This window comes from Thiomicrospira aerophila AL3, from assembly GCF_000227665.2.
Taxonomy (GTDB): domain Bacteria; phylum Pseudomonadota; class Gammaproteobacteria; order Thiomicrospirales; family Thiomicrospiraceae; genus Thiomicrospira; species Thiomicrospira aerophila.
This window is the reverse complement of record NZ_CP007030.1, coordinates 1-26,114: the sequence shown is the minus strand read 5'-3', so window position 1 is coordinate 26,114 and position 26,114 is coordinate 1. Positions and strand designations below refer to the sequence as shown.

The following is a 26,114-nucleotide window of genomic DNA, read 5'->3' as shown; positions in this document are numbered from 1 at the left end:
GTTGCGAAACAGCCCCCCTCAATCAGGTTTATGGCATAATCTTACCCTATAAAACGTAAAATAACGAAGTATAAAATGATTCGACCATCAAAACCTGCTAACGAAGCTGAACGCCTATTGGCTTTAAAACGATTGCATTTTGAAGAGGCCACTATGCAGCCTTTTATGCAATCTATTGTTGCACTCACGGCCCAAGTGTTCAACGTCCCAATTGCATTTATTAGTGTCGTTGAATCGAGTCGCCAATGCTTTGTAGCCCGTGAGGGATTTAACTTAACTGAATCTGATCGTGACATTTCCATTTGTGGTCATGTGGTAGCCTCTGACCAAGCCTTATTAATTCCAGACACACGTGAAGACGAACGCTTCTTCGACAACCCTTTTGTTATTGCCAAAGAAAATCCCATTATTTTTTATGCCGGCCAACCGATTCGATTAGTTAATAATTTGGTTATTGGCACGCTTTGTATTATTGATCATCAGCCACGCCAATTATCGGCAGCTGAGTTTGAGCGTTTGGCCGAGTTAGCAGGCCTGGTCAGCGCTCATTTTGATTTACAGCTACAGTCTTATCAATTAGCAAAAGTTGAAACGCTGCTTAGTCACGCCCATCAAATGTTGTTTTTTGTTGATACAACTGACCAGGCAAGGCTGATCCCCTTAAACGACTATGCACGTCAATTGAGTGATCAACTTCCCGAAACCATTAAACTCACCGATCTAGGTCAATACTTTTTGCCCTCACAGCAACAGGAGTTTAACCAACAGCTTGAACAACTGTACAACGGCAAACTTAATTCAGCCCAGTTAAATGTAGAGTTGAGTTTACCCGATCATGCACCTATTTGGTTTGATATGGCCATGACTACCGAGCGCGATGAGCATGATCAGTTATTACGCATTTTTGTACATTTGCAAAATGTTACTGTGCAAAAGCATCAACAGTTGGGTCTAGAGCAAACCATTGCACGTTACGACAGTATCGTGGCTGCAAGTGAAACTGGCTATTGGGAATGGGATATGGAAGAGCAATTACTTTGGTCGCCAGAATGTATGCGAATGCTAGGCTACCCTGCACTTAGCAAACAGCTGCAGTTAGACGAATTCAAAGCCATGGTACATCCTGATGACTTGACGATCATGTTTGAAAAGGTTGATGAGGCAATCAAAAGTAATCGTTCCTTTGAAGTGGTATATCGTCTAAAGAACCACCTCAACAGTTACACTTGGATTCAAGGGCGTGGTCGCGTCACCCAACACCTTCCAGATGGTACGCCAATTAGAATGCTGGGCACCCACACAAACATTGACCCGCTTATTAAGTTGCAACAAGAACTTGAGGTCAAAACGCAACAAGCTGAAGTCAGCAATCAAGCTAAATCACAGTTGGTTGCCAATGTTAGCCACGAGCTCCGCACCCCACTAAATGCCGTCATTGGCATGTGTCACTTATTAAAAATGACTCGCTTAAATAATCAACAGCATGATTACGCGAACAAAATAGAACAAGCCGGCAAAAGCCTATTGATGATTGTTAATGAATTATTAGACTTTAGTAAAATCGAAGCCGATCGCGTACAACTGGAACAACATCCGTTTTGCTTGTTTGATCCATTTGATTATGTGCGCAATATTTTTGACTATCAGTTTAATAACAGCGCAATTACTTTTAACACCAATATTGACCAGCTGAAAAACATGTGGGCAATAGGCGATGGATTGCGCCTACAACAGGTCATTACCAATCTTGTGGGAAATGCGATTAAATTTACTGAGCTTGGTCAGATATCACTGCTTGTCGATCTTACTGAAAAAGATCAACACTATAAGCTATCGGTTCGAGTACAGGATACCGGTATTGGCATGACCGCTTCGCAAGTTGATGGCTTGTTTACCCCTTTTTATCAAGCCGACAGCAGTACCACGCGTCGCTATGGCGGTACTGGACTGGGCTTAGCGATATCTCAGGCCTTTGTAAAGCAGATGGGCGGAACAATTGCTGTCAACAGTCATCCTGGGCAAGGGTCAGAGTTTTATTTCAACATTCAACTACCTAAATGTGAACCTCTGACATCACCTGTTGATGCTTTTACACAATTAAAGTTTGATTTTAGCCATACTCAAGTTTGGGTGGCAGAAGACAACCCGATCAATCGACAGATTATTAGCGAACTATTTGACTCAGAACGGGTTAGACATCAGCTATTCAATTCAGGTGAAGCGCTGCTTAGCTATGCCCAGCAGCAAGCCTTGCAGCCACCGTCTTTAATTTTGTTAGACCAAAACTTACCTGGGTTAAGTGGTTTAGAGACCCTTGCCAAGTTGCGCAATATGGTGAATTATGCAACCACCCCAATTATTATGCTGTCAGCCGACTCTCTTGAATCAGAACTTACCCACCTTAAAGATCGCTATGTCAGTGCGATGCTAAAACCTTTTCAGCCCCAATCCTTATTTGTGACGATAGCCGAACTCGTGTCAGCGCCATTAAAATCAAATGCACATCTTAATGGCTTAAATACGCAGAATAACTTGAAAGCTGATGAGACTGAAGAACAGCATTTACCGGAAATTTATGGCTTTGACCTAAATCAAGCCCTGATTTATTTAAATGGCTCACGGGCTTTATTGCATCGCCTATTAGCAGATTATTATCAAAACTATCATCAGATGAATACCAAAGTCACCGCACTAGTCAATGAGCATAAATGGCCCGAACTTAGACAACTCATTCATAGCTTTAAAGGTATATCCGCTTCACTAGGTGCGTACTTGATTAGCGAACATCTGATGCAGATGGATAAAATACTGACAGGACAGTATGCAGATACCGAACTTGCCACGTTGTTAGCCGAATCTTTTAGCGACTGTCAGAGTGCTTGCGAACTGAGCTTTGCTAATTTAAAACAATTTTTATCAAACCCTAATACTTCAGACTATACCCAGTCTTACCCGGTGCTTGATCACACAGAAATCGTTGCAAAATTAGAAGAACTTAAACACGCTTTACAGACTTTTGATGGCAACAGTTTATCCTTATGGCAAGAATTGACAGTAAACCTAAAACCTATGTTGCCTGAAACACTGTTTGACAAAATTGAAGATAGTATTAATCAATTTGAATTTGAACAAGCATTAGAATTAATTAATAACCCTACTTTTTGTATTGATATAAAATGACGCTCTAGGTAATTTTATAGGATAAAGCATGCCACAAAAAGCAAAGCTTCTTTGTATTGATGACAACCCTCTCAATCTTAAATTGATGATCGACCTATTTAGACATGATTATGACATCAAAGTTGTTAATTCAGCGTTAAAAGGGGTCGAGCTGTTAAAAACTTATACGCCTGATATCATATTGCTCGACGTGATGATGCCCGATATGGATGGTTATGAGTTTTGTCAACTCGTTCGCAAGATGCCGCAATTTGCGCTAACACCCATAATTTTTATCACTGCCAAATCCAACCCTGAAGACGAAAAGCAGGCTTATGCTAGTGGCGGTAATGACTTTATCACCAAGCCAATTATACCTATTTCATTACAAGCTAAAGTGGCGATGCACTTAAAACTAGCTGCGGAAGCTAGACCAGCAAGTACTTCTAAGTCTTAGAGCGAATAGTTTTAGAATCAAAATTATGCGGCTTTTTTTGATTTTTGAGCTGGTTCCTGGCTGAATTTATTACGCAATTTAATAAACTCGGCATAATAGTCTAAAAATAACTGGCACAGAGTCGGATCAAACTGTGTCCCTAAGTGCTGCTCAAAATAACTATAAATTTTTTCATCCGACCAAGCCGGTTTATACACTCGCTCAAATGACAGTGCATCAAATACATCAGCAATCGCCACAATGCGCCCATAAATAGAAATATTTTCACCCGTGAGTTGATTTGGATAGCCCTGCCCATTCCACCATTCATGGTGATCGCGAGCAATAATCGCCGCCATCTTTAACAGCGGCTGATTAGACGTTTTTAGCAGGTTATAACCTATATTGGCGTGCTCGCGCATAATCGCAAATTCAGCATCTGTATAACGACCAGGTTTATTTAAAATGGCATCCGGTATCGCTACTTTGCCTACATCGTGCAACGGCGCCGCATCATGCAACAAGTTTATATCGGTTGCATCAAGTCCATATAAACCTGCTAAAAAACGGCTGTACTCTGATACCCGCTGTACATGCTGACCGGTTTCTTTTGAACGGACTTCACATATTTCACCTAATCGAAGTACAACATCTCGCTGTGATGCCTCTAAATCCTGATTAAGTTGTGCAATAGTTTGGGTAGCTTCGGCAACTCGCAGCTCTAAATGACTATTAAATGCTTGCTGCGCGGCTATCAGCTTGGTTTTGTAATTAAAGTTGTACCAAGCCAACATACTTATAAAAATACTGGCAAACATCAGGTTACCAACCAAAAATGGACTATAAGCCAAGCCAAGCCATTGTTGACTGACAATCACTAATACCGCTAGCAGGCCTGCTTGAAAAGAGACCAACCATTGTAATAGGCGTTTATTAGTTTGAACCACAAAAGCCGCCATGGCAGGAAACAAGGTTAACCAAATTAAATCAAAAGCTTCTAGTTTTAACCAAAAGAAACTAAAAAAGTAAATGAACATGGTCAACAAATAAGCATGCTCTATGCGAGACAATTCAGTTTCGCGTGCAGCCCAAAGTAAAACTGTCAGAATTACTAGCGCCAAAGTATGAACGGCGGCTAACAGCAGACGATCAAATAATAAATTGCCAATAATAGCTAACAACAAAAACACCAAGTTAAGCTGCAAAAGCTTTATTAGCGCGCGTCGCCATTCAAATTGCATAGATTCATTAAGCGGCATAGGTTTCATCTGTGATTAATTTCTAGCCAAATTACACTAATCGAATAAATATATCAATTAATTTTTTCTGACGTCTTGTCTAAATCTGTATTCAACGGGTCTATCAACATACTCAAGCGCTCAGTATCAAAGTCTATATGCTTGGTTTCTAATGTCGGTAAGGATTTTTGCACCTTGGTCGAAAGCTGATTAAAACGCGCTACCTTACCATAAAGACCTTGATTACCCGCCAGGGCGGTGACGGTGCTGTTGTAATGATTACTCGCCGCACTCAGGCTTGTACCTAATTTGGTGAGTCGCTCGGCAATGACACTCACCTGCTGATAAATTTCGCCCGCCTTTTCGCCTAATGCTTGAGCCTCATTTTGGCTCTGTGCCAGAGTCCATAAATTAGTGATGGTGCGCAAAATGGGCAGCAAAGTGGTGTGGGATACCAACACTACACCCTGATTATAGGCTTCATCAAACAAACCCGGCTGGGCTTTTAAGGCCGCAATATAAGCCGGCTCAATCGGCATAAACAGCAGCACAAAGCTCGGACTTTTTACCCCAATAAGTTGAGTGTAATCTTTCGCGGCCAACTCTTGAATATGCCGACGCACGGCCTGACAGTGTGCATCGAGCGCGGCCTGTTGTGCCGCTGGTGATTCAGATTCGGTGGCCACCCAACGATCATACGCAACTAACGACACCTTACTATCCAAGATAATGTGTTTTGCATCTGGCAGTCTAATCACAAAATCCGTGCGTTTATCGCGGTGCTGGGCATCCTTAAAACTATCTTGTACACTAAAATGAACCGATTCGATCAACCCGCTCATTTCTAGCGTGCGACGTAATTGCGCTTCCCCCCAAGCCCCGCGCTGTTGCGCATCACCCTTTAACGCCCGCGTGAGGTTATGCGCTTCTTGACTCATGCTCATGCCCAATTCGATGACTTTGCGCAACTCCGCTTGCAGGCCTGCTTGCCCACGAGTAGCCGCATCGTGTACTTCATTTACTCGCTGCTGAAAACTCGACACCTGCTCCCGAAAGGGCTGCAAAAGCTGGCTTATTTGCGTTTGATTTTGTTGTGAAAACTGCTGACCCTGTTGTTCAAAAATCCGTTGCGCCAAATTTTCAAATTCATGGGTTAATGCCGCCTTAGTATTACTAAAATGTTCGCGCTCTTGTGCAAAATGCTGCTGCGCGGCATCATAACGACTTTCTAAGGCACGATAGTCTTCACTAAGTTGTTGAAAACGTTGTTGATAGGAGTGCAGTTCGGTCAGCTGAGCCTGATTTTGCTTAACCTGTTTGCGCCAGACTAGCAGGCCTGCTAGTAACAACCCTAGCAATAACCCGCTGGAAATTAAAATAAACGTATCTATCATCATAGTGATCAATTAGCCTTCTACAAACAGGTTAAAATTTAGTAAACTAACATTATAAAAAATTCACAACAGTTGGCATTGGAGGCCTTGGCGTGAATCCTTCACACCCTGAACCATTATTTACGACCGTGTTTGACTGGGTGCTTGAGTCCATGCCTTTGATTGTATTTGTCATTGACGAACAAGGTTACTTTAAATTCTCAAAGGGTCAAGGCTTAGAAAAGCTTGGGATTAAAGACAATGAAGTGGTTGGTCTGAATTATCGCGACGTCTATGCCGATAATCCTGCAATACTTAACCAAATTGAACAAGCTTTACAGGGTAAACTTTCCGCTTGTAGCTCTTACTTAGCAGGGCGTCACTACCAGCTTATTTATCGGCAACTGCACCAGGATGACCAAAACTATCTTGTTGGGATTGCTCTTGACCAAACGGCCTTAATAAACTTTAAAGAACTATCCCAACAACTCAATACCGAACTGCTACAAGCCTACGATATATCTCAACAAGGCATGTGGTCATGGGACATCATTACCAATAGAATTGATCATAACCAGGCCTGGCGCGATATTTTTGCTTACCAAAGCTTAGAGGATCCGAGCCAACTATCGCATTTTACCTCTCGGATTCACCCAGAAGATTTTGCGCGGGTTTGGCAAGCTATTGAACAGGTGCTAGCAACAGGCGACACATTCACCCACACCTACCGAATTATCACACCTGTTGGCGAACGGCTGGTACATGATAGCGGACGCGTTCTGCACTATGATAAACAGGGTCAGCCTATCAAAATGATTGGTTCATTAATTGACTTAACGGATCAATTTAACACCCAAAAGAAACTCTCTACACTTCTTCATAATGATCAGTTAACTGGATTATCGAGCCGCTTTGCCACTCAAAACGCCTGGCATAAATTGCGTGATACAACAAGAGACGTCTATGCGTTTGTCTTGCTGGATATCCAAAACTTTAAGCTTATTAATGATGTGTTAGGACACGCTGTTGGAGACTTAGTGCTCCAACGGGTCGCTAATCACTTAAAAGCGTTTTTTTCGTCAGATACACACATCAGCCGAATCCATAAAGATGATTTTTTGTTGATCATGCCTTACAAGGATATCCATGAATTGACGAATTTGATAGAACGCGCCTTAGAGGCGATTAAGGCGATTCAAGTTTCACCCCATTATCCGATCAAACTCATGGCTAGAGCAGGAATAAGTTTGTCACCGGAACATGGCGAGCGTTTTGATGCATTATTTCATTGTGCTGAAACAGCCTTGCATAAAGCAAAAAAGATTCACAACAAAGATTATGTGCTCTATGAACCCGCCTTTGCAAAACAATCTGAACAATATCTGGTGCTCTTGTCACAAATGCAAGCCGCCCAGCAAAACGGCGAGTTTTCACTGGTATTTCAACCGCAACTTAATCTCTCCTCCAAAAAATGTGTTGGCGCCGAAGTGTTGTTGCGCTGGTGTACCAGCAAAGGGGAATCTATTCCGCCCAGCACTTTTATACCGATTGCTGAACAAACACGATTGATCATTCCCATTACCTACTGGCTTATTGAAAAATCACTTGCCTATTTACGCAGCTGGCATAAACAGGGTTTTGACACGCTTTATCTTGCCATCAACATTCCAGCTGAATTTTTATCAGAACCCAACATTGTTGATTATCTTGTTGAGCGTATTACTGCTTATACTATTCCACCTTATTGCTTAGAACTGGAAATAACCGAAAGTCAATTGGTGGAAGAAGGCAATGATATCGCTTTAAAAAACATCAGTGCGCTTGCCGAACGTGGCTTTTTGATTGCGATTGATGACTTTGGTACCGGTTATTCAAACCTAGCTCAGCTTCGTAAACTGGCCGTTAAAAAACTTAAAATTGATAAAAGCTTAGTGGATGATCTTGGCCAGCAAGAACACGACGATATCCATGCGATTACTCAAGCGGTGATAGCCTTAGCCCAAGCCTTAAAACTGACTGTCATAGCGGAAGGTGTTGAAACATCAGAGCAAAAACAATGGCTTGAACAGCAAGGGTGCGGACTGATTCAGGGATATTTTTTTGCTAAACCCATGGATGAACAACAGTTTATTCATTTTCTGTCTAGCCATTGCGCAGGTTAATTCTGTTTTTTGATTACCGCCTGATCGGGCAACCACTGTTGCAGCAGTGTGGCTAATACAGCCGGTGATACCGGCTTAGTCATGTAGTCATTCATCCCTACTTTTAAACAGCTTTCTTTATCACCCTGCATTGCATTTGCGGTCATGGCGATGATTGGCAAATTTGGACGGTAATATAGGGATGCGGCATCGCGAAGATGATGCGTTGCTTCTAATCCATCCATGACTGGCATCTGCACATCCATTAACACCAAATCATACTGCTGTACCTTAACTGCTTCAAGTGCTTCCTGACCATTGGCTACCACATCCGCACTCAACCCCATCATTTGTAAAATACCCAAAGCTACTTTTTGATTAATCAGATTATCCTCTGCTAATAAAATATGCACCGTTTGATGATTAAATGTTGGCAAACTATCCTGAGCAATGGTAGCTGCCTTATTCAATGTTGGCCTTACCGCTTGTTTGCTAAAACAAGCGGTGAACCAAAAAGTTGAACCTTCACCTGGGATACTGTTGACACCTATTGCGCCGCCCATCAACTCCGCCAATTGCTTTGAAATAGCCAAGCCTAATCCTGTGCCGCCATATTGACGCGTATGCGATGGGTCCACCTGACTAAACTCTTGAAATAATCTGTCAAGCTTATCGGGCGGAATGCCAATACCCGTATCAGTCACCCTAAAGTGTAATTGCACATCAGTGCTTTGCTGAGGTTGCTCATCTGTTAGAGTGACGCTGACGACCACCTTGCCTTTTGGCGTAAACTTCACCGCATTCCCGACTAGATTCAGCAGAATTTGCTTAAGACGCCCTGGATCCCCTTTGATTCGCTTTGGCACTTGCTCATCAATCAGCAGTTCGAGCTTAAGGTCTTTTTCTTGCGCTTTAAACACCAGGCCTGCTACGAGATCATCTAAAACCTGCTGCAGGTCAAAGTCGATGACTTCAAGATTGAGCATACCCGCTTCAATCTTCGAGAAATCTAAAATATCATTGATAATAGCGAGTAACGACTGACCACTGGATTTGACAATATCCACATAGCGTTGCTGCTTTGTATTTAAGGGGGTTAGCAATAACAAATCCGTCATGCCTATTACACCATTCATCGGGGTGCGCAGCTCATGACTCATATTGGCCAAAAATTGACTTTTAGCAATACTCGCCGCCTTGGCCGCTTCAATTTGTCGCTGTAACTCCACTTCGTAGAGACATGCATGTGCTGCATGCGCCAGCTTATTCATCAACACCTGTAATGACTTTTGTAGGCTATGCGTTAAATCCGCCCCACGCAGTTCGAGCGCTAACACACCAAATTGGGGCAAATTAAACAGGATGTAACGAGTATTTTCAATCTGCTGGACTTTGGGAAGCGATTGCTCCCATTCTGCACGAACAGTCTCCAAGCTTGGTAATTCAGCGGCCGCTAAAAAAGCAAGGTAACTCGCACTACGATCTAAGGTACGGGGCAATGTACAAACCGGCTTCCAAACTAATTGGCCTGCTTTATTGTCAAGGCTATCGTCTGAGCTGATGGCCTGCAAAGTTTGTGCGCCACTACAATTCAGGGTGCGCATAATCGTTGCCATGGCTTCTCTTAGCATTTTGGTGAGGTCAAGACTGCTGCCTAGCGATAAAGAAATCTCATAAAGAATTTCAGTTTCGTCTAAATTATTCATGGCTTACCTCAGTAGGCCGAGTACAGCCGTTTTGTTATAGAACTCGAGATAATCCTGACCGTTGTTCGCTATTTCACCTAAAGTTAACGCACCAAATAAGGTTCGTCCCGCGGCAGCTACAGCAAACTCTTCAGCAATACCCTCCTCTAAAAACAATACCCGTGAAATGCAATCAATAAAAAAAGCCATTTCCTGACCATTTTGCTCACCTGGTATCGAGGCTTCAGCCAATTCTCTAGCCTTATTCGCCGCACTTAACAACGACTCTGGGGTTCCTTTTAATATTTTAACAAAGGAGCCTTGCGGTACTTCACCAACACACACCATGCCGCCTTCGGCATCCGTCATTAAAGGATCTCTGACCACCACCTCGGTGCCAAACTTACCAATACCAAACGGGTAACCTTTGGCAATATCAAAGAAATTCGTATCCCTAAAGGTTTGACCACTATTAGCTTCAACCAACTCACGATACACCTCAAATGCAGGACGCCACTCAATAGTTTTGATAACGTTTCGATCTGACTCAGTGACCTTCATTCCATCACTAATCGGCATCCAACCATGAGCGACACCTACGCCGCTTTGTAGAGGCAAACGAGCGACCAAAGCCACATCTGCAACTAAGCCATCAGGCGTAATAAGACAAGGTTTTTGCTGAAATGAAAGCGAACCGGCTCCCCCACCAATAAAGTTTTGCTCTAAGCCGAAAGTAAAAAATAACGACTGGACTAAAGCTGAAATACGTTTGCTCAAACCGTCCACAAATACCACGAGAGTGGCTTCGTGTTGAGCTGTATCCCATTGTTCTGCATAGACATCCAGTTGTTGATCATAGTCTGCATCAGCATCACTTAAACCTTGCACGCAAATAATATCTGGACGCTTAGGCAATCCAATTAGCAACGTCCCTTTAGCATAATTTTGTTGTGCATGAATAATCTGCGGAAATAGCCCCCCAAAAACAGGCTTATCAAACGCTTGAATAATCGGGTCAAGTACGTCGGCGGCCCAATCGTTACCATCACAGGCCAATACCATCAGGCCCTGAACATCATCTTCAGCCAATAACTCATTAGCTAACTGGGCAAACACTTCTTTGCAACCTAGCTTATCAAATCGAATTTTCATGGCATGCTACCCTCTAAGATGCATAGCTTCACTCTAACAAAAACTATTTCGCTACACTAGAAATTAATTGCTTTAAATCACATGGCAAGGCAGCCCATTTAGGTTATTAATTACGCTGCGGTGACAGTGCTTAAATGAGTACATCTACCAATAATGATGACTAGTTTAAACCTTTCAATCTAGCAAAACTTTTTTCGCAAGGCTATAAATTCATCGTAATGGTCTAAAAACAATTGGCAAAGCCTTGGATCAAATTGGACACCACACTGCTCGTTAAACAACGCGAGAATTTTATCGTCTGACCAAGCTGGCTTATATATACGTTCAAAGGAAAGCGCATCAAAAACATCTGCAATCGCTACAATTCGACCGTAAATGTGTATATTTTCTTGTGCTTTATGGTTGGGATATCCTTTACCATTCCACCACTCGTGATGATCTCGTGCGATTATAGCTGCAGCCTGTAATAATGGTTGTGGTGAGCTATTTAATAGTTTATAACCAATGTTGGCATGCTCTTTCATTATGCTATATTCACGCTCATCATAACGGCCTGGCTTATTAAGTATATTGTCAGGAATCGCAACTTTACCCACGTCATGTAAAGGCGAAGCATCCTGAATGAGCTGGACCTCATCCTCAGGCAGATTGATAAGTTCAGCCAACCTTCGACTATACTCAGAGACACGCTGCACATGCTGACCTGTTTCTTTCGATCGAACTTCACAAATCTCACCTAGACGCATCACTACATCGCGCTGCGAAACCTCTAGTTCATCATTTAATTTTCTAATCGTTTGTGTAGCCTGCTCTACTCGTTGCTCTAAGACGTTTTGAAAAGCCTCTTGAGCGGCATAAAATCGTGCCTTGTAGCGATGGTTAAACCAAGACAGAACACTAATAAAGCTATTTGAAAAAAGTACTGCACCTATTAGCATGGGTGGATAAACAAGACCCCAAACATCTTGCATGGCTGCGATAAAGAAGATGAATACACCTAAAATAAATCCGCCCTGCCACAATATTAGTTCACGATCCTTTTCAATTAAAAAAGCAACTAACGGTGGAAACAACAGCAACCAAATCAAATCGTAGGTATCAATATGGCCATACCAAAAAAAACTATAAAAATATGCAGCCATAATCGCCAAATAAATTCTAGGATATCCTTGATAATTTGGCCTAAGATTACTCATACCATATAGCATTAGAAAAGCTAACCCCGTGATAGCATGAATAATAAGTAAAGCCCACCGTTCTAACCAAAAATTAGCAAAAAGTGCTAAAACGAGGAATATTAAGTTTACTAGCATCAGAATACGAAAGTTGATCACAGCTGTTTTTTGAAACTTCTCAGAAAATGGCATGGTGCCCTCAATAATTGTTAAATAAATAGGCGCAATCAGCGTAATAGTGATCAATGACCAAAAAAATAGACCTACATTTTATAGTCTCGCATGTATCTGATCATTTTTAACATTTTTTTCAAATACCATTTGACAGGGCTAAACCCCCTATCTATAATACGCCAACTTGTTATTTGGCTGCATAGCTCAGTTGGTAGAGCAACGGATTGAAAATCCGTGTGTCCCTGGTTCGATTCCAGGTGCAGCCACCATTCAAAATTCTGAACGATGTTTTTAAGCCTTGTTCAAACCGAATTGCGAGCGTGGTGGAATTGGTAGACACACCAGATTTAGGTTCTGGCGCCCTCGGTGTGAGAGTTCGAGTCTCTCCGCTCGCACATTATGTTAAAAACCCTCTTAATTGAGGGTTTTTTTTCGTCTGCCCAAAAGTGCACTTCACTATAAATACAAGTAGCTTACCACCGCGCCTGATAAAAACGCCAAGCCAAAAAAGGCCACAAAACCGCGCACGAGTTTGCCTTTTTCGCGATCAAACAAACTATAACCAATTAAAAAGCCACCCACAGCCAATAAGAATAGTGTTTCAAATCCCATCGTTTCTCCTTAATAACCCTTTGTGATTTAGGCTAGTTTATACGCATTTGTGTAAACAAACCAAGATTCATCACCCAAAAGCGGTGCATTTGTTAAAATCTAAATTTTATTGGAGAAGATTTATGCCATTACTCGATAGTTTCCGCGTTGACCATACCATTATGCCCGCACCCGCTGTGCGCGTTGCCAAAACCATGACCTCACCGAAAGGTGACACCATCACGGTGTTTGATTTACGTTTTTGCCGTCCAAATAAGGACATTTTAGGTGAGCGAGGCATTCACACCCTTGAGCATTTGTTTGCTGGGTTTATTCGCCAGCATCTAAACGGTGATGGCGTTGAAATTATTGATGTGTCGCCCATGGGCTGTCGTACCGGTTTTTATATGAGCCTTATTGGTGAGCCAGATGAGCAGCGGGTCGCCCAGGCCTGGTTAGCTGCTATGCACGATGTGTTGGCGGTGAAATCCGAAGCGGATATTCCAGAGCTAAATGTCTATCAATGTGGTACTTGCACCATGCATTCGTTAGATGAGGCCAAAGCGATTGCTCAGGGCATTATTGACCATAACATTGGCGTGATGAAAAACGAAGATTTGTTATTACCTGCCGACAAATTGCGTGAATTAGGCAACGCAGTATGAGTCAAGCGCTAGCCCAATTGGCGCCTATTGCGGTGATTGCCGCGATGGAAGAAGAGGTGGTGTTATTACGTGAACAACTCGAAGATCGCCAAACAACTAAAATAGCCGGTTTTGAATATTATCATGGCAAGATAGCGGGGCAGCCAGTCGTGCTGTTACGTTCGGGCATTGGTAAGGTGAATGCCGCGATGAGTACTGCGATTTTAATTGATCGTTTTGCGCCGCGTGCCGTGATCAATACCGGTTCAGCCGGTGGCTTTCATACCGATTTAGAGGTGGGCGATATTGTTATTAGTAGCTCGGTGTGCCACCACGATGTGGATGTCACTCCCTTTGGCTATGCGCATGGTCAAATACCAGGCCTGCCAGCCTGTTTTTTGCCGGATGATCAACTGATTGACTTAGCAAAACGTGCCATCGAAAGCCTGGATGAAGTGACTCATATGCATGGTTTGATTGCGACAGGCGATCGTTTTGTTCATCAACTCGATGACGTTACAAACACCCGCACCAAGTTTCCCGAGATGATTGCCTGCGAAATGGAAGCCGCTGCGGTGGCCCAGGTTTGTCATCAGTTTGAGATGCCGTTTGTAATTATCCGCGCGCTTTCGGATATTGCCGGCAAGGAAAACGTAGTCGCGTTCGAGGCCTTTTTAGCCCAAGCCGCCGACCACTCTACTCGGGTGATTGTGGCGATGATTAATCAATTTAAAGGATAAGCTATGGTGACACTAGGTACCCCTTTTTCCGCCACCGCGACACGGGTAATGTTATGCGGCTCAGGTGAACTCGGCAAAGAAGTGGTAATTGAATTACAACGCCTTGGCGTTGAGGTGATTGCCGTGGATCGCTATGCCAATGCGCCGGCAATGCAAGTCGCTGATCGCAGCCATGTTATTAATATGCTCGATGGTGCGGCATTACGCCAAGTCATCGAACAAGAACAACCTCACTACATTGTGCCTGAAATTGAAGCCATTGCGACCGACACCTTAGCTGAACTGGAAGCAGAAGGCTTTCAGGTGATTCCCACCGCGAAAGCGACCCAGCTGACTATGAACCGTGAAGGCATTCGCCGGTTAGCTGCTGAAACGCTCGGTTTGCGCACTTCGCCCTATGCTTTTGCGCAAACCCTGGCCGAATTTGAGCAGGCGATTGCAGACATCGGTATGCCTTGTGTTGTCAAACCCATTATGAGCTCGTCTGGCAAAGGGCAGAGTGTAGTTAAAACGGCGGCGGATATTCAGCAGGCCTGGCAATATGCTCAGGAGGGTGGACGCGCTGGGCAGGGTAAGGTGATTGTTGAAGGGTTTGTTGATTTTGATTATGAAATTACCCTGTTAACGATTCGCCACCGTGATGGCACGGCGTTTTGTCAGCCGATTGGCCATATTCAGGTGGACGGTGATTATCGTCAGTCTTGGCAACCTCACCCCATGACTGCAAAAGCCTTAGCGGATGCCCAACAGATGGCCGAAGCAGTCACTGCGGCACTAGGTGGCCGTGGTTTGTTTGGTGTTGAATTATTTGTTAAAGGGGATGAGGTGATCTTTAGTGAAGTCTCACCCCGTCCGCATGATACCGGCTTGGTGACCCTTATTTCACAAGACTTGTCTGAGTTTGCGTTGCATGTGCGGGCTATTTTGGGCTTGCCCATTCCTAATATCACCCAGCATGGGCCATCAGCGTCAAGCGTGATATTACCCACCGGACATTCAACACAAACCGCTTTTGGTGGGCTGGATGCGGCTTTGGCCGCACCGGATACCCAGTTACGTTTATTTGGTAAACCTGAGATCGCTGGCCGCCGACGCATGGGCGTCGCGCTTGCGCGCGCTGAGACGATTGAAGACGCGATTGCAAAAGCAAACGCGGTGGTAAAGCAGGTTAACGTCCGTTTTTAACGATTATTTAAACCCTGTTTAAAGGAGGTTACTATGCCTGTAAATGTTGGTACACTCGATCGGATGGTTCGCATTATTGGCGGCGCATTGCTGATTGTCTTGGCCGCAACCGGTGTGATCGGTATGTTGGGTTATATTGGTATTGTGCCGCTCTTAACCGGTATTTTCCGTTTTTGTCCAGCGTATTTACCCTTTGGTATTAACAGCTGTAAAACCAAGTAGCTCAGACGCTGACCGATTAAACGCAACGGCAGCCCTAGCGCTGCCAATGCCCGCTTTTACCACCGATTTTCTCAAGTAACTGTAACTGATCAATCACCATGCCTTTATCGACGGCTTTACACATATCATAAAGTGTAAGAGCGGCGACGCTGGCGGCCGTTAAGGCTTCCATTTCAACGCCCGTTTGACCCACCAGTTTACAGGTTGCAATAATATCAATGGCACTATCCTGAAGATTGGGCGTTAATTCAACTTTCACGGACGTCAGTAGTAATGGATGGCACATCGGAATCAGATCCGGCGTACGCTTGGCCGCCATAATGCCTGCAATCCGGGCGGTAGCGAGGACATCGCCCTTTTTATGCTTGCCTTCAACAATCATCGCCAAGGTTTCTGGTTGCATCACAATACGGGCTTGCGCTCGTGCAATACGCTCGGTCAGCGACTTATCACTCACATCTACCATGCGGGCTTGGCCATGTTCATCTAAATGGGTTAATTCGCTCATTTTTTCTCGATTATGCTTAATTAAATTGGTTAAAGGGCAAATATTCAACCCAGTCGCCGAGATGAATCTGTTGGTTTTCAGGGATTATCGCTAAACCATCTGCCCAAACAGTTGAGGTCAGCACACCTGAACCTTGTTTAGGAAACAGCTTAAGCCAACTACCTTGCCCGCTGGTGTGTAATTGCACCCGCACATACTCACGACGCGCATCAGGTTTTAGCCAGTTAAAGTCTGCTTGCACCCAAATTTTTTGCAGTGCAGCCGTCTGCTGACCTTGCATCTTTAATAGGTAAGGGCGGGCAAACAAACAAAAGGTGGCAAAGGCGGATACCGGGTTACCGGGCAAGCCAATAAAAGGCGTTTTGCCCACGCGGCCATAGGCCAGCGGTTTACCCGGTTTCATTTGCACGCGCCATAAATCCAACTCACCTAAACTTTGCACCGCTGCTTTGATATGGTCTTCCTCACCCACGGATACGCCACCGGTGGTCATAATCACATCGGCTTGCTCAGCCGCCTGTTGCAATGCAACTTGTGTCGCGACTAGGCTATCTTCAACCTGACCTAAATCGACCACCTCAAATCCATGCTGTGTGAGCAAGGACACAATAGTGGTATGGTTAGCATTGTAAATTTTGCCGGGCTGAGGCGGCGTGCCGGGTGCTAACAACTCATCACCGGTGGTAAAGGTGGCCACTCTTAATGGCTGATACACCGCGACTTGCGCACGACCCACTGAAGCGGCCAACGCGAGGGCTTGTGGCGTTAAACGAGTACCGGCAGTTAAAATCACATCGCCTTGAGCAATATCTTCACCTGTTTGACGAATAAACTGACCAGGTTGAACCGCTTGAGTAAAGCGCACTTGTGGCAAGTCATCTTGCTCGGTGTCTATCACTTCAGCCGCTTCCTGCATCACCACCGCATTCGCACCCGCCGGAATCGGCGCGCCAGTAAAAATTCGTGCTACTGTATTGGGCGCAAGAGGTTGAGGATCGGTGCCCGCCGGTATGCGTTGGCTAATTGACCAGGCCTGCTGCGTGAAGTCGCGCTCACTGTCGCTCGTACTGTTGCTGGCTTCGTCAACATACACGGCATAGCCGTCCATCATGGCGTTATCATGCGGCGGGACATTAACAGGCGAAACGATGGTTTCAGCCAAAATACATCCTAATGCGGCCACTAGACTACGGGTTTCAGTTTCGGTTTGTGGTTGGGCTTGAGCCAATAAATGGCTTAATGCCTGTTCTACACTATGCATGCCGCTTTGTTCCTGTGGTTAGTTACCAAGTTTGTTACCAAAAAAATTCCCCGCAAGCGGGGAAAAGACAGATAACGCAGTAGTTAAGAAAATCGTTTTAAAATTAATGCTTGTTCGATAACCAGCGTTGCATCGCCTGTTCATCACTTAGGCGTGCATCCACCCAACGCTCCCCCTCCGGTGTCCATTCCTTTTTCCAGAAGGGCGCATTGGTTTTTAAATAATCCATAATAAAATGCGCTGCATGAAAGGCATTTTCACGATGACGACTGGCCACCGCTACCAGTACAATTTGATCCTTCGGTTGCATTTTACCAATACGATGAATAATCAAACTGGACTCTAACTGCCAACGCTGATGGGCTTGTTGGCGAATCGCTTCAAGCGCTTTTTCAGTCATGCCGGGATAATGCTCAAGCTCTAGCTGATTGACTTCATCACCTTGGTTGATATCGCGCACGGTACCAATAAAACTCACCACCGCACCGACATCGGCATGTTGTTCACGCAGCCAATTCACTTCTGTGCTCAGATCAAAATCGGCTTCTTGCACTCTGACAAAAGGATTAGACAAGGCTTAACCCCCTGTCACCGGTGGAAACAAAGCCACTTCATCACCAGCTTTCAGCGGTGTGTCGGCATTGGCCATATCTTGATTTACGGCAATTTGTACATGACCTTGCTCAATGAGGATTTCACGCCACTCATCACCGCGTTGCGCCAACTTGGCCAGTAGTTCGCCGACAGTATTAAACTGGGCAGGCAATTGTTCTTGGGCTTGTCCAAACTTTTCGCGAAAACTCGCAAAATATAAAATATTGACCATGGTTTTTTCCTCTTTTCAAATTCATCACGCGCTTTTCCAAGCGCTCTCACCTTGTGCCCGACTCCTTCGGCTTTTGCGTTGCAAAAGAGGCGTCGCTGGAGCACAAAGGTTACGCGCTTTATAACCATTAACCGCCCAGTGACACCATTTGTCTAAATTCGATATTGTGGACATTTTCGCGGAAAAAATGCCGTTCTGGTTTCATGGTAATCGCTTTAACAATCAGTGCTTCTAGCTCTTCATCCGTGGCACCATCACGCAGCGGTGAGCGCAAATCCATGCCATCTTCCTGTCCTAAACATAAGGCTAAAAAGCCACGGGCAGTTAAGCGCACGCGGTTACAACTGGCACAAAAATGATCAGACACCGCTGAAATAACGCCAATTTTAGCGTCGGTGCCCGCAATCTTAAAATTGCGCGCCGGGCCATCATGCGAACGGCTTTGGCTTGGAATCAGGTCCGTACCCACATGGTCTTTGACCCGTTTTAAAATCGCTTCCGCCGCATAGTGTTGGTCCATCATTGAGACACCGGCCGGGCCAATCGGCATGGTTTCGATAAAGCGCACTTCAACGCCTTTTTGAATCCCAAAATCGACCATCGTCTCGATTTCATCATCATTAGTGCCTTTCATCACCACCATATTAATCTTAACTGGGCGAATATCATGGGCGAGGGCGGCATCAATACCAGTCATCACCTTGGCTAAATCACCGCCACGAGTAATGTGGTGGAATTTATTCGCATCCAATGAGTCCATTGAAATATTAACCCGATCAATCGACGGGGCTAACTCAGCGGCATGCTTGTCTAAAAAATGGGCATTGGTGGACAAGGCGAGGTCAACCAGGCCTGGTAATTGTTTTAAGTCATGGGCAAAATCGGCTAGACCCTTTCGTACCAACGGCTCTCCGCCGGTTAAGCGAATTTTTTTAACCCCTAAGCGGGTAAAGGCGGCAATAATTCGGGTCAATTCTTCAAATGACAAATACTCGGTATGCTTGCCCTCTGGGTGTACGCCTTGTTCGGGCATACAGTACCCACAACGATAGTTACAGCGGTCGGTCACCGATACTCGCAAGTATTCAATCTTGCGCTGAAAGGGGTCGATTAACGCGTTTGACTCAGTCATCTTGGCTCCTATGTCAGATGGGGCGATGGCTCTCTCATCGGACAACTTATTAGCGTTGTGCACGCTTGGCTATAACGCGTAATATAATAAAAACCCGCAGCAAACTCAAGGCTTGATGCGGGTTAATTTAGGCTAACAGCTGGAAATTCACATTGTTTGCCGTAAAGTGACTCGACAAATTATTCAACCGTCACTGATTTTGCAAGGTTACGCGGTTGATCGACATCGGTGCCGCGAATTAAGGCCACATGATAGGCCAAAAGTTGCAGCGGAATATTGAAGGTAATCGGTGCGGTAATCCGGCCAACATTGCTGGTGGTTTTAAGCACTTTAAATGAGCCGTCTGATTGAATGTTGGAGGCTTCATCTTCAAACACAATCATTTGACCCCCGCGCGCATTCACCTCTTGTAAATTCGATTTAAGTTTTTCGAGTAGGTCATCATGCGGTGCAATAGCGACCACTGGAATCATTTCATCCACCAACGCAAGCGGGCCATGTTTTAGCTCGCCAGCAGGATAGGCTTCTGCATGAATATAACTAATCTCTTTAAGCTTTAAAGCACCTTCTAGCGCGATCGGATACATGGTACCCCGCCCCAAAAACAGCGCATTATGCTTGTCAGCGAAACTATTGGCCAGTTGTTGAATAGCCGCTTCATGGGTCAGCGCGTTTTGAATCAATCCAGGTAGTTTTTTTAATCCAGCGACGATGGCCGCTTCGCGTTTTACGCTCAAGGTTTTATGACGTTTACCTAAAACCATCATTAATAAAGCAAGAGCAACCAGTTGTGTCGTAAAGGCTTTGGTACTCGCAACTCCAATTTCTGGCCCGGCATGGGTTAAAAACGTCATATCTGATTCACGGGTTAAACTCGATTCCGCGACATTACAAATACACAGGCTGGCAATATGCTTAAAATCAAGTTGCTGCGCGCGCTGTTTAATTAATTGTAATGCGGCGAGGGTATCGGCTGTTTCACCGGACTGGGACAAACTCACCACCAAGGTATGATCTTGTAACACGGGATTACGATAACGGTATTCACTCGCGACCTCGACTTGACAGGGCAAACGAATAATGTCTTCTAACCAATATTTTGCCACTAATCCAGCGTGATAACTGGTACCACAGGCCACAATTTGCACCTGCTTAATCTGATCAAACAGCTCAGCGGCTTGGAAACCAAAGGCCTCAGTAATCACTTCTTTATCAGTAATACGTCCTTGAAGCGTATCTATGACCGCTTGTGGTTGGTCAAAAATTTCCTTGTGCATAAAGTGACGATGGTTGCCTAGCTCGACCGCAGCCGGGTTTAAGCTAGACTGCACCACTGGGCGCTCTACCGGCTCGCCGGCCTTATTATAGATAGTGACCTGATCCCGGTAGATATCGGCTAAATCGCCTTCTTGCAAAAAGATAAAGTTTTGTGTGACCGGTAATAGGGCCGTGACATCAGAGGCAATAAAGTGTTCGCCAATACCGATACCTATCACTAGAGGGCTACCTTTGCGCGTGGCAATTAACCGCCCTGGCTGATCCTTGGCCACAATACCTAACGCATAGGCGCCCTGAAATTGCGCCACGCTAGTTACGACAGCCTCTTTTAAATCCTTAGTCGCTTGGTAAGCCAAACAAACGCTGTGGGCTATAACTTCACTGTCAGTTTCGGATGCAAACGCAATGCCCTGCGTCATCAGGTTTGACTTTAAGGGTTGGTAGTTTTCAATAATACCGTTGTGCACCACGGAAATAAGGTCGTGGCTGGTGTGAGGATGCGCATTGCGTTCGGCAGGGCGGCCATGGGTTGCCCAACGTGTATGAGCAATGCCGGTTTGACCATAGAGTGTGGCGCACTGCGCAGCAATGGTTTGCTCAAGCGCTTTAATTTTGCCCTCAGCCCGAAAACGTACCAGTTCACCTTCTTCATCTATGACGGCCAAACCTGACGAGTCATAACCACGGTATTCAAGTCGCTTTAAGCCTGCCAGCAATATAGGCACTAAATTACGCTCAGCGACACCGCCTACAATTCCACACATAACGCACTCTTCCTTAGCAAAATTTTTAGTATTTTATCATGCTTGCTCAGCCCCAAGCCAAGCACACCGGAGAATGGGCAAAAAAAAACCGCAGCTTAACTGCGGTTTAAGAGCCCTAACGTGGAGAGCGTCAGAATTAACCCCATACCTCGTCAGTGATACTGCGGTACCAGCCACGTGTATAGTTCGCTTCAGTACGACGGAATGCTGCATCACCATCCATAGGTGAAACACCACCTGCACCTGGCACATCAGTAATTTTGCCATCAACGATGTCATAGATAGCTGCAACTGAAATCGCATAATCAGGCGTAACCAATGAATAACAGGTATTGACGTTTTTCGCCCAAATTGGCTCTTCACCCTTCATCGCTAGCACGATGTTAGCAGCGGTTGCTTTTGCTTGGCTGGTCGCTGAATGCCCTGATTTCGGCATTGGACCTGCAATACAGGCATCGCCAATCACGTGAATATTTTTATGAATCGTTGACTCAAACGTAATCTGATTAACTGGGCAGAAGCCAGATTCATTCGTCAAACCCGTTGCATGTGCTAGTTTGCCTGCTTTTTGTGGTGGAATGTAGTTGACCACATCGGCTTTTACTTTGCCGTAAGATGCGTCTATCGTTTTATTGGCGACATCAATACTATTGATACGACCACCATCATCAAGCGATACCCACTCAATCATTTGACCATAGTTAAGCTCCCAACCTTGTTGGAACAGGCCTTGTTTAGAGAAGGCATTCTTCTGGTCAAGAATCAAAAGTTTAGATTTAGGTTTGTTGTTTTTAAAATAATGTGCAATCATCGCCGCACGCTCGTAAGGTCCTGGCGGGCAACGGAAAGGATTAGGTGGCGCAATCATCACAAAGGTGCCGCCATCAGGCATCGCACGAAGCTGGTCTCGTAGTAACAAGGTTTGAGGGCCGGCTTTATAAGCATGAGGCATCGCTGTTTCAGCTGCTTGAGAAATCCCAGCATGAACATCCCATTTGAAATCAATACCCGGTGACATAACTAAGCGGTCATAACTCATGGTTTTGCCGCCAGCAAGAGTCACGGTCTGCTTGGCTGGGTCAACATTCGCAACCATTTCATGCACGACATTGATACCATTTTTCTTCGCCGCATCGTAGTTATGGGTAATTTCATTCATTTCTGTAAAACCAGCCAATACCCAGTTAGAGCCAGGGCAAGTCACATAGGTTGTATTAGGTTCAATCAACGTAACATTCAATTCAGGATTGTAACGCTTTAGGTACTTAGCGGTAGCAGCACCACCAAAACCACCCCCGATCACGACAACATGACCGGCCCCTTTACGACCAGTGGTTTCACAACCAGATAAAGCAAACGCAGTAGGAACGGCCACACCGGCCGCAGCAAGTTGAATGGCTTGACGACGTGATAACGTAACTTTTTTCATAAATTGCTCCTTATTGTCCTTGTAAGCCAATGAAATTTGCCATCAACTCAATTTCTTCATCCGTGTAACCACGGGCGTGACGGTTCATAATCGTACCTTGGCGAGTGCCGTCACGATAGGCTTTCATTTGACTAATAATAAGTGAGGCGGGGTAGTTTGCGAGCGGAATAATTTCGGCATTATCGAGTCTGCCATCATAACCATGACAAGAAAAACAACTGTTGGCCAAGAGTTCACCGCGTTCTACTGAATGCGCACTGGTCATAAAAGATAGACCCATTACGATTCCGGCTAGAGGTAGGAGCTTTTTATTCATTTTTATTCCTCTTTATTAAATAAGGCTTGCCAAATGAATATACCTATAACCATCTAGCGAAGCCAATTAGTATTTATAGCCAAGGTGATAAGCTTGGCTTATAGCGAACATACCATCTTACAGACGCATCGGCATAACAACATGCTGAGTAGCTATTAAACCCTCATCAGTTGCAATTAAACAAGAACTGCTGCTGTCTTTCAAGCGCAATACAATTTGCTCATCTTTAACAGCTTGAATCACGTCTAATAAATAACTTACATTAAACCCAATTTCAATTTTATCGCCAAGATAATCTATCGCCATATCCTCATTAGATTCATCTTGCTCGGTGTTTTGCGCATGGACAGTCAGTAGGTTATTCTCTATCACCATCCGCACACCTTTAAAACGCTCGTTTGATAAGATCGCCGCACGCTGTAAGATTGCACGCATTAGCTCGCGATCAGTAATGACTTGCACTTCATTTTGAGTGGGAATAACGCGACGAAAATCAGGATAACGGCCTTCAATCAATTTACAGGTAAACACCGTATCGGCCAACTTAACCGTTAAATAATTTTTTGCAAACGCCAATTCAACCAGCTCGTCTGAGGCCTGCAACAACTTGGCTAACTCAACGATTCCTTTACGTGGCACAATCACCTGCATAGGCGTTAAACTAGCAAAATCAGCCTCAAGTGCCGCAGTCGATAAACGATGCCCGTCCGTCGCGACCAAACGCAATGCCTGCGGGCTGACATCAAACAACATCCCGTTTAAATAAAAACGGACATCTTGTGAGGCCATAGCAAAGCTGGTTTGTGCCAACATTTGCTTGAGTTGCGCTTGGCTCATTTGCAGGGCGACTTCTACGCGTGACAAATCTAAATGAGGATAGTCAGCCGCTGGCAAGGTCGATAACTTAAAGGCTGAGCGACCCGCTGTTAAGGTACAACGCTGCGCTTCAAAATCAAGACTAACGCTAATACCCTCTGGTAAGGAGCGCACAATCGTTAACAATTTTTGTGCCGGTAAGGTGATATCAAACGCCTCGCCTTCAATCTCGTCTATCGTTACTTGTGCGCGGCTTTCAATTTCCAAATCAGAACCGGTAAGCGTCAGATGATGGCCATTAATTTGCAGCAAAAAGTTACCCAATATCGGCATGGTTTGACGCTTTTCCACTACGCCTGCAACAATTTGTAAGCCTTTTAAAAAATGTTCGCGATTTAGGGTTAGTTTCATCGATATCGCCTCAAGAAGTTATAATTCTGACCAATTTGCTAAAATCTTCGTCGATCACATGATCGGTTTCACGCATACTTTTAATGGTGCGAACGGCATGCAATACCGTGGTGTGATCTCGCCCCCCAAACGCATCGCCAATTTCTGGCAAACTATGATGCGTCAGCTCTTTTGCCAAGCTCATCGCCACTTGTCTAGGCCGCGCGACATTACGTGAACGGCGCTTTGACAATAGGTCAGCGACACGTAACTTGTAATAGTCAGCCACTGTTTTCTGGATATTGTCTAAGGTAATCATTTTTTGTTGCAATGCCAACAAATCTTTTAAGGCTTCTTTAACCAGTTCAACCGTGATAGTTTGCTGGGTAAACTGTGCATAGGCCACAATCCGCTTTAACGCGCCTTCGAGTTCACGAACGTTACCGCGCAGGCGTTTAGCAACAAAAAACGCCACATCTTCGGGCAGTGCATAGTTCGCTTGCGCGGCTTTTTTCATTAAAATCGCCACCCGCATTTCAAATTCCGGCGGCTCCACCGCAATCGTCAAGCCCCAACCAAAGCGCGATTTAAGTCGATCCTCAAGCCCGTCCACCTCTTTGGGAAAACGATCCGATGTGAGTATCACCTGCTTATTACCTTCTAACAGGGTATTAAAAGTATGAAAAAACTCTTCTTGCGATTGTTCTTTGTTAGCAAAAAACTGAATATCGTCAATTAACAACGCATCTAAAGAGCGATAAAACCGTTTAAACTCTTCAATTTTGTTGTGACGCAACGCATTAACCATATCGGCAACAAAACTTTCTGAGTGCAAATAGGCTACGCGCGCATTGGGATTTTTTTCCAACAAGGCATTTCCGATTGCATGCATTAAGTGGGTCTTACCTAAACCGACTCCACCATAAATAAAAAACGGGTTATAGCTGCCGCCTGGGTTTTCAGCGACTTGACGCGCCGCGGCCGCTGCAAGCTGGTTCGCCTTACCTTCAACAAAGTTATCGAAAATATAATTGACGTTAAGTTTGTGTTTGATGGTTTTTTTATTTGCATCAACACTTGGCTGGGCCACAGGTTGAGCAGGAACGACCGGGGCAGGCATGGTTTGAATAACCGGCTCATCAAAATCATAATCACCGATTTCTAGCTTAACTTGCGGCGTATCTTGCGGGGCGACCTGCGCAACCGCACGTTGAATATTGGGCATGAGCTTGCGATTAACCCAATCTAAAATAAACGGGGTAGGCGCTAACAGACGGATTACACTATCATCTTCAATGACTTTTAGGGGACGAATCCAGCTATGAAACTGTTGCTCATTAAGGTCTTGCTCTAAAAATTTTAAACTTTGTGTCCAGACGTGACTCAAATCATCGGCTCCTTTTATTGTGTTCATTGACCGATTTAGGGGATAATTGCGCTATGAGGTTAATTGTACCTGTGAATAACTTTAAAAAACAG

The 26,114-nt window shown here is 44.8% G+C and carries 23 protein-coding genes and 2 tRNA genes; 9 read left to right on the top strand and 16 right to left on the bottom strand.

Annotated elements, in window-relative coordinates; translation table 11 throughout:
- Positions 1 to 75 precede the first annotated feature (75 nt).
- Both THIAE_RS00120 and THIAE_RS00115 read left to right on the top strand, forming a co-directional pair.
- Complete coding sequence (locus THIAE_RS00120) at positions 76 to 3,180, top strand: ATP-binding protein (protein ID WP_025299236.1); 3,105 nt, start codon at positions 76 to 78, stop codon at positions 3,178 to 3,180.
- A 28-nt stretch (positions 3,181 to 3,208) separates the two neighbouring features.
- Positions 3,209 to 3,616, top strand: coding sequence for a response regulator (locus tag THIAE_RS00115; protein WP_006459998.1), 408 nt, complete (start codon positions 3,209 to 3,211; stop codon positions 3,614 to 3,616).
- 23 nt (positions 3,617 to 3,639) lie between these two features.
- Here the strand turns inward: THIAE_RS00115 and THIAE_RS10455 are convergent, their stop codons facing one another.
- Positions 3,640 to 4,863, bottom strand: coding sequence for an HD-GYP domain-containing protein (locus THIAE_RS10455; protein ID WP_025299235.1), 1,224 nt, complete (start codon positions 4,861 to 4,863; stop codon positions 3,640 to 3,642).
- A 44-nt stretch (positions 4,864 to 4,907) separates the two neighbouring features.
- Positions 4,908 to 6,230 carry a DNA recombination protein RmuC gene (locus tag THIAE_RS00105; RefSeq protein ID WP_006460000.1) on the bottom strand — a complete coding sequence of 441 codons (1,323 nt, stop codon included), beginning with the start codon at positions 6,228 to 6,230 and terminating at the stop codon, positions 4,908 to 4,910.
- 89 nt (positions 6,231 to 6,319) lie between these two features.
- Between THIAE_RS00105 and THIAE_RS00100 the strand changes: the two genes are divergently transcribed.
- The gene (locus tag THIAE_RS00100) at positions 6,320 to 8,368 is read left to right on the top strand and encodes a putative bifunctional diguanylate cyclase/phosphodiesterase (protein ID WP_006460001.1); all 2,049 of its coding nucleotides are present in this window, start codon (positions 6,320 to 6,322) and stop codon (positions 8,366 to 8,368) included.
- On the opposite strand, the gene THIAE_RS00095 is transcribed toward THIAE_RS00100, so the two are convergent.
- The 3 genes from THIAE_RS00095 to THIAE_RS10450 form a co-directional block, all read right to left on the bottom strand.
- The gene (locus tag THIAE_RS00095) at positions 8,365 to 10,053 is read right to left on the bottom strand and encodes an ATP-binding protein (RefSeq protein ID WP_006460002.1); all 1,689 of its coding nucleotides are present in this window, start codon (positions 10,051 to 10,053) and stop codon (positions 8,365 to 8,367) included. The genes THIAE_RS00100 and THIAE_RS00095 overlap by 4 nt on opposite strands.
- A 3-nt stretch (positions 10,054 to 10,056) precedes the next feature.
- The gene (locus THIAE_RS00090) at positions 10,057 to 11,184 is read right to left on the bottom strand and encodes an FIST signal transduction protein (protein WP_006460003.1); all 1,128 of its coding nucleotides are present in this window, start codon (positions 11,182 to 11,184) and stop codon (positions 10,057 to 10,059) included.
- A gap of 179 nt (positions 11,185 to 11,363) precedes the next feature.
- Positions 11,364 to 12,605 (bottom strand): HD-GYP domain-containing protein, encoded by a 1,242-nt coding sequence (locus THIAE_RS10450; RefSeq protein ID WP_025299234.1) that lies wholly within the window; start codon positions 12,603 to 12,605, stop codon positions 11,364 to 11,366.
- Between the two features lie 121 nt (positions 12,606 to 12,726).
- Here THIAE_RS10450 and THIAE_RS00080 point away from each other — a divergent pair.
- Positions 12,727 to 12,802 (top strand) — tRNA-Phe (locus THIAE_RS00080).
- A gap of 45 nt (positions 12,803 to 12,847) precedes the next feature.
- Positions 12,848 to 12,928 (top strand) — tRNA-Leu (locus THIAE_RS00075).
- Between the two features lie 61 nt (positions 12,929 to 12,989).
- Here the strand turns inward: THIAE_RS00075 and THIAE_RS10835 are convergent.
- Entirely contained in the window at positions 12,990 to 13,145 is a 156-nt protein-coding gene (locus THIAE_RS10835; protein ID WP_006460005.1) for a hypothetical protein, read from the bottom strand.
- A 122-nt stretch (positions 13,146 to 13,267) separates the two neighbouring features.
- Between THIAE_RS10835 and luxS the strand changes: the two genes are divergently transcribed.
- Genes luxS through THIAE_RS00055 form a run of 4 tightly spaced genes read left to right on the top strand, consistent with a single transcriptional unit; the run spans position 13,268 to position 15,915 of the window.
- Positions 13,268 to 13,789 carry an S-ribosylhomocysteine lyase gene (luxS, locus tag THIAE_RS00070; RefSeq protein ID WP_006460006.1) on the top strand — a complete coding sequence of 174 codons (522 nt, stop codon included), beginning with the start codon at positions 13,268 to 13,270 and terminating at the stop codon, positions 13,787 to 13,789.
- A complete protein-coding gene (gene mtnN, locus THIAE_RS00065) occupies positions 13,786 to 14,508 on the top strand; it encodes a 5'-methylthioadenosine/S-adenosylhomocysteine nucleosidase (RefSeq protein WP_006460007.1) in 723 nt (240 codons plus the stop codon). The genes luxS and mtnN overlap by 4 nt, the downstream gene beginning before the upstream one ends.
- Positions 14,509 to 14,511: 3 nt before the next feature.
- Positions 14,512 to 15,693: a formate-dependent phosphoribosylglycinamide formyltransferase gene (purT, locus tag THIAE_RS00060; RefSeq protein WP_006460008.1), complete on the top strand. Its 1,182-nt coding sequence runs from the start codon at positions 14,512 to 14,514 to the stop codon at positions 15,691 to 15,693.
- A 33-nt stretch (positions 15,694 to 15,726) separates the two neighbouring features.
- The gene (locus THIAE_RS00055) at positions 15,727 to 15,915 is read left to right on the top strand and encodes a YgaP family membrane protein (protein ID WP_006460009.1); all 189 of its coding nucleotides are present in this window, start codon (positions 15,727 to 15,729) and stop codon (positions 15,913 to 15,915) included.
- Positions 15,916 to 15,949: 34 nt separating this feature from the next.
- Here THIAE_RS00055 and moaC read toward each other — a convergent pair whose 3' ends face one another.
- The 10 genes from moaC to dnaA form a co-directional block, all read right to left on the bottom strand.
- Complete coding sequence (gene moaC / locus THIAE_RS00050; RefSeq protein ID WP_006460010.1) at positions 15,950 to 16,423, bottom strand: cyclic pyranopterin monophosphate synthase MoaC; 474 nt, start codon at positions 16,421 to 16,423, stop codon at positions 15,950 to 15,952.
- Positions 16,424 to 16,439: 16 nt separating this feature from the next.
- Positions 16,440 to 17,684, bottom strand: coding sequence for a molybdopterin molybdotransferase MoeA (locus THIAE_RS00045; RefSeq protein WP_006460011.1), 1,245 nt, complete (start codon positions 17,682 to 17,684; stop codon positions 16,440 to 16,442).
- A 103-nt stretch (positions 17,685 to 17,787) separates the two neighbouring features.
- Positions 17,788 to 18,258 carry a molybdopterin synthase catalytic subunit MoaE gene (gene moaE, locus THIAE_RS00040; protein WP_006460012.1) on the bottom strand — a complete coding sequence of 157 codons (471 nt, stop codon included), beginning with the start codon at positions 18,256 to 18,258 and terminating at the stop codon, positions 17,788 to 17,790.
- 3 nt (positions 18,259 to 18,261) lie between these two features.
- Complete coding sequence (gene moaD / locus THIAE_RS00035) at positions 18,262 to 18,510, bottom strand: molybdopterin converting factor subunit 1 (protein WP_006460013.1); 249 nt, start codon at positions 18,508 to 18,510, stop codon at positions 18,262 to 18,264.
- A gap of 127 nt (positions 18,511 to 18,637) precedes the next feature.
- Positions 18,638 to 19,642 carry a GTP 3',8-cyclase MoaA gene (gene moaA / locus THIAE_RS00030; RefSeq protein WP_006460014.1) on the bottom strand — a complete coding sequence of 335 codons (1,005 nt, stop codon included), beginning with the start codon at positions 19,640 to 19,642 and terminating at the stop codon, positions 18,638 to 18,640.
- 179 nt (positions 19,643 to 19,821) lie between these two features.
- The gene (glmS, locus tag THIAE_RS00025) at positions 19,822 to 21,684 is read right to left on the bottom strand and encodes a glutamine--fructose-6-phosphate transaminase (isomerizing) (RefSeq protein WP_006460015.1); all 1,863 of its coding nucleotides are present in this window, start codon (positions 21,682 to 21,684) and stop codon (positions 19,822 to 19,824) included.
- A 136-nt stretch (positions 21,685 to 21,820) separates the two neighbouring features.
- Positions 21,821 to 23,113, bottom strand: a complete 1,293-nt coding sequence (locus tag THIAE_RS00020; protein WP_006460016.1) for an NAD(P)/FAD-dependent oxidoreductase — start codon at positions 23,111 to 23,113, stop codon at positions 21,821 to 21,823.
- A gap of 10 nt (positions 23,114 to 23,123) precedes the next feature.
- Positions 23,124 to 23,429 carry a c-type cytochrome gene (locus tag THIAE_RS00015; RefSeq protein ID WP_006460017.1) on the bottom strand — a complete coding sequence of 102 codons (306 nt, stop codon included), beginning with the start codon at positions 23,427 to 23,429 and terminating at the stop codon, positions 23,124 to 23,126.
- Between the two features lie 117 nt (positions 23,430 to 23,546).
- Complete coding sequence (gene dnaN / locus THIAE_RS00010) at positions 23,547 to 24,656, bottom strand: DNA polymerase III subunit beta (protein ID WP_006460018.1); 1,110 nt, start codon at positions 24,654 to 24,656, stop codon at positions 23,547 to 23,549.
- 10 nt (positions 24,657 to 24,666) lie between these two features.
- Positions 24,667 to 26,022, bottom strand: coding sequence for a chromosomal replication initiator protein DnaA (gene dnaA, locus THIAE_RS00005; protein ID WP_006460019.1), 1,356 nt, complete (start codon positions 26,020 to 26,022; stop codon positions 24,667 to 24,669).
- Positions 26,023 to 26,114: the final 92 nt, after the last annotated feature.

Excerpts from the sequence above, each read along its gene's own strand:
- luxS (WP_006460006.1), top strand. The coding sequence starts at position 13,268 with ATGCCATTACTCGATAGTTTCCGCGTTGACCATACCATTATGCCCGCA.
- moaC (WP_006460010.1), bottom strand. The coding sequence starts at position 16,423 with ATGAGCGAATTAACCCATTTAGATGAACATGGCCAAGCCCGCATGGTA.
- THIAE_RS00095 (WP_006460002.1), bottom strand. The coding sequence starts at position 10,053 with ATGAATAATTTAGACGAAACTGAAATTCTTTATGAGATTTCTTTATCG.
- THIAE_RS00090 (WP_006460003.1), bottom strand. The coding sequence starts at position 11,184 with ATGAAAATTCGATTTGATAAGCTAGGTTGCAAAGAAGTGTTTGCCCAG.
- purT (WP_006460008.1), top strand. The coding sequence starts at position 14,512 with ATGGTGACACTAGGTACCCCTTTTTCCGCCACCGCGACACGGGTAATG.
- glmS (WP_006460015.1), bottom strand. The coding sequence starts at position 21,684 with ATGTGTGGAATTGTAGGCGGTGTCGCTGAGCGTAATTTAGTGCCTATA.
- THIAE_RS10835 (WP_006460005.1), bottom strand. The coding sequence starts at position 13,145 with ATGGGATTTGAAACACTATTCTTATTGGCTGTGGGTGGCTTTTTAATT.
- moaD (WP_006460013.1), bottom strand. The coding sequence starts at position 18,510 with ATGGTCAATATTTTATATTTTGCGAGTTTTCGCGAAAAGTTTGGACAA.
- THIAE_RS00120 (WP_025299236.1), top strand. The coding sequence starts at position 76 with ATGATTCGACCATCAAAACCTGCTAACGAAGCTGAACGCCTATTGGCT.
- THIAE_RS00015 (WP_006460017.1), bottom strand. The coding sequence starts at position 23,429 with ATGAATAAAAAGCTCCTACCTCTAGCCGGAATCGTAATGGGTCTATCT.
- THIAE_RS00055 (WP_006460009.1), top strand. The coding sequence starts at position 15,727 with ATGCCTGTAAATGTTGGTACACTCGATCGGATGGTTCGCATTATTGGC.
- mtnN (WP_006460007.1), top strand. The coding sequence starts at position 13,786 with ATGAGTCAAGCGCTAGCCCAATTGGCGCCTATTGCGGTGATTGCCGCG.
- dnaN (WP_006460018.1), bottom strand. The coding sequence starts at position 24,656 with ATGAAACTAACCCTAAATCGCGAACATTTTTTAAAAGGCTTACAAATT.
- THIAE_RS00105 (WP_006460000.1), bottom strand. The coding sequence starts at position 6,230 with ATGATGATAGATACGTTTATTTTAATTTCCAGCGGGTTATTGCTAGGG.
- THIAE_RS00020 (WP_006460016.1), bottom strand. The coding sequence starts at position 23,113 with ATGAAAAAAGTTACGTTATCACGTCGTCAAGCCATTCAACTTGCTGCG.
- THIAE_RS10455 (WP_025299235.1), bottom strand. The coding sequence starts at position 4,863 with ATGAAACCTATGCCGCTTAATGAATCTATGCAATTTGAATGGCGACGC.
- THIAE_RS00115 (WP_006459998.1), top strand. The coding sequence starts at position 3,209 with ATGCCACAAAAAGCAAAGCTTCTTTGTATTGATGACAACCCTCTCAAT.
- moaA (WP_006460014.1), bottom strand. The coding sequence starts at position 19,642 with ATGACTGAGTCAAACGCGTTAATCGACCCCTTTCAGCGCAAGATTGAA.
- THIAE_RS00045 (WP_006460011.1), bottom strand. The coding sequence starts at position 17,684 with ATGCATAGTGTAGAACAGGCATTAAGCCATTTATTGGCTCAAGCCCAA.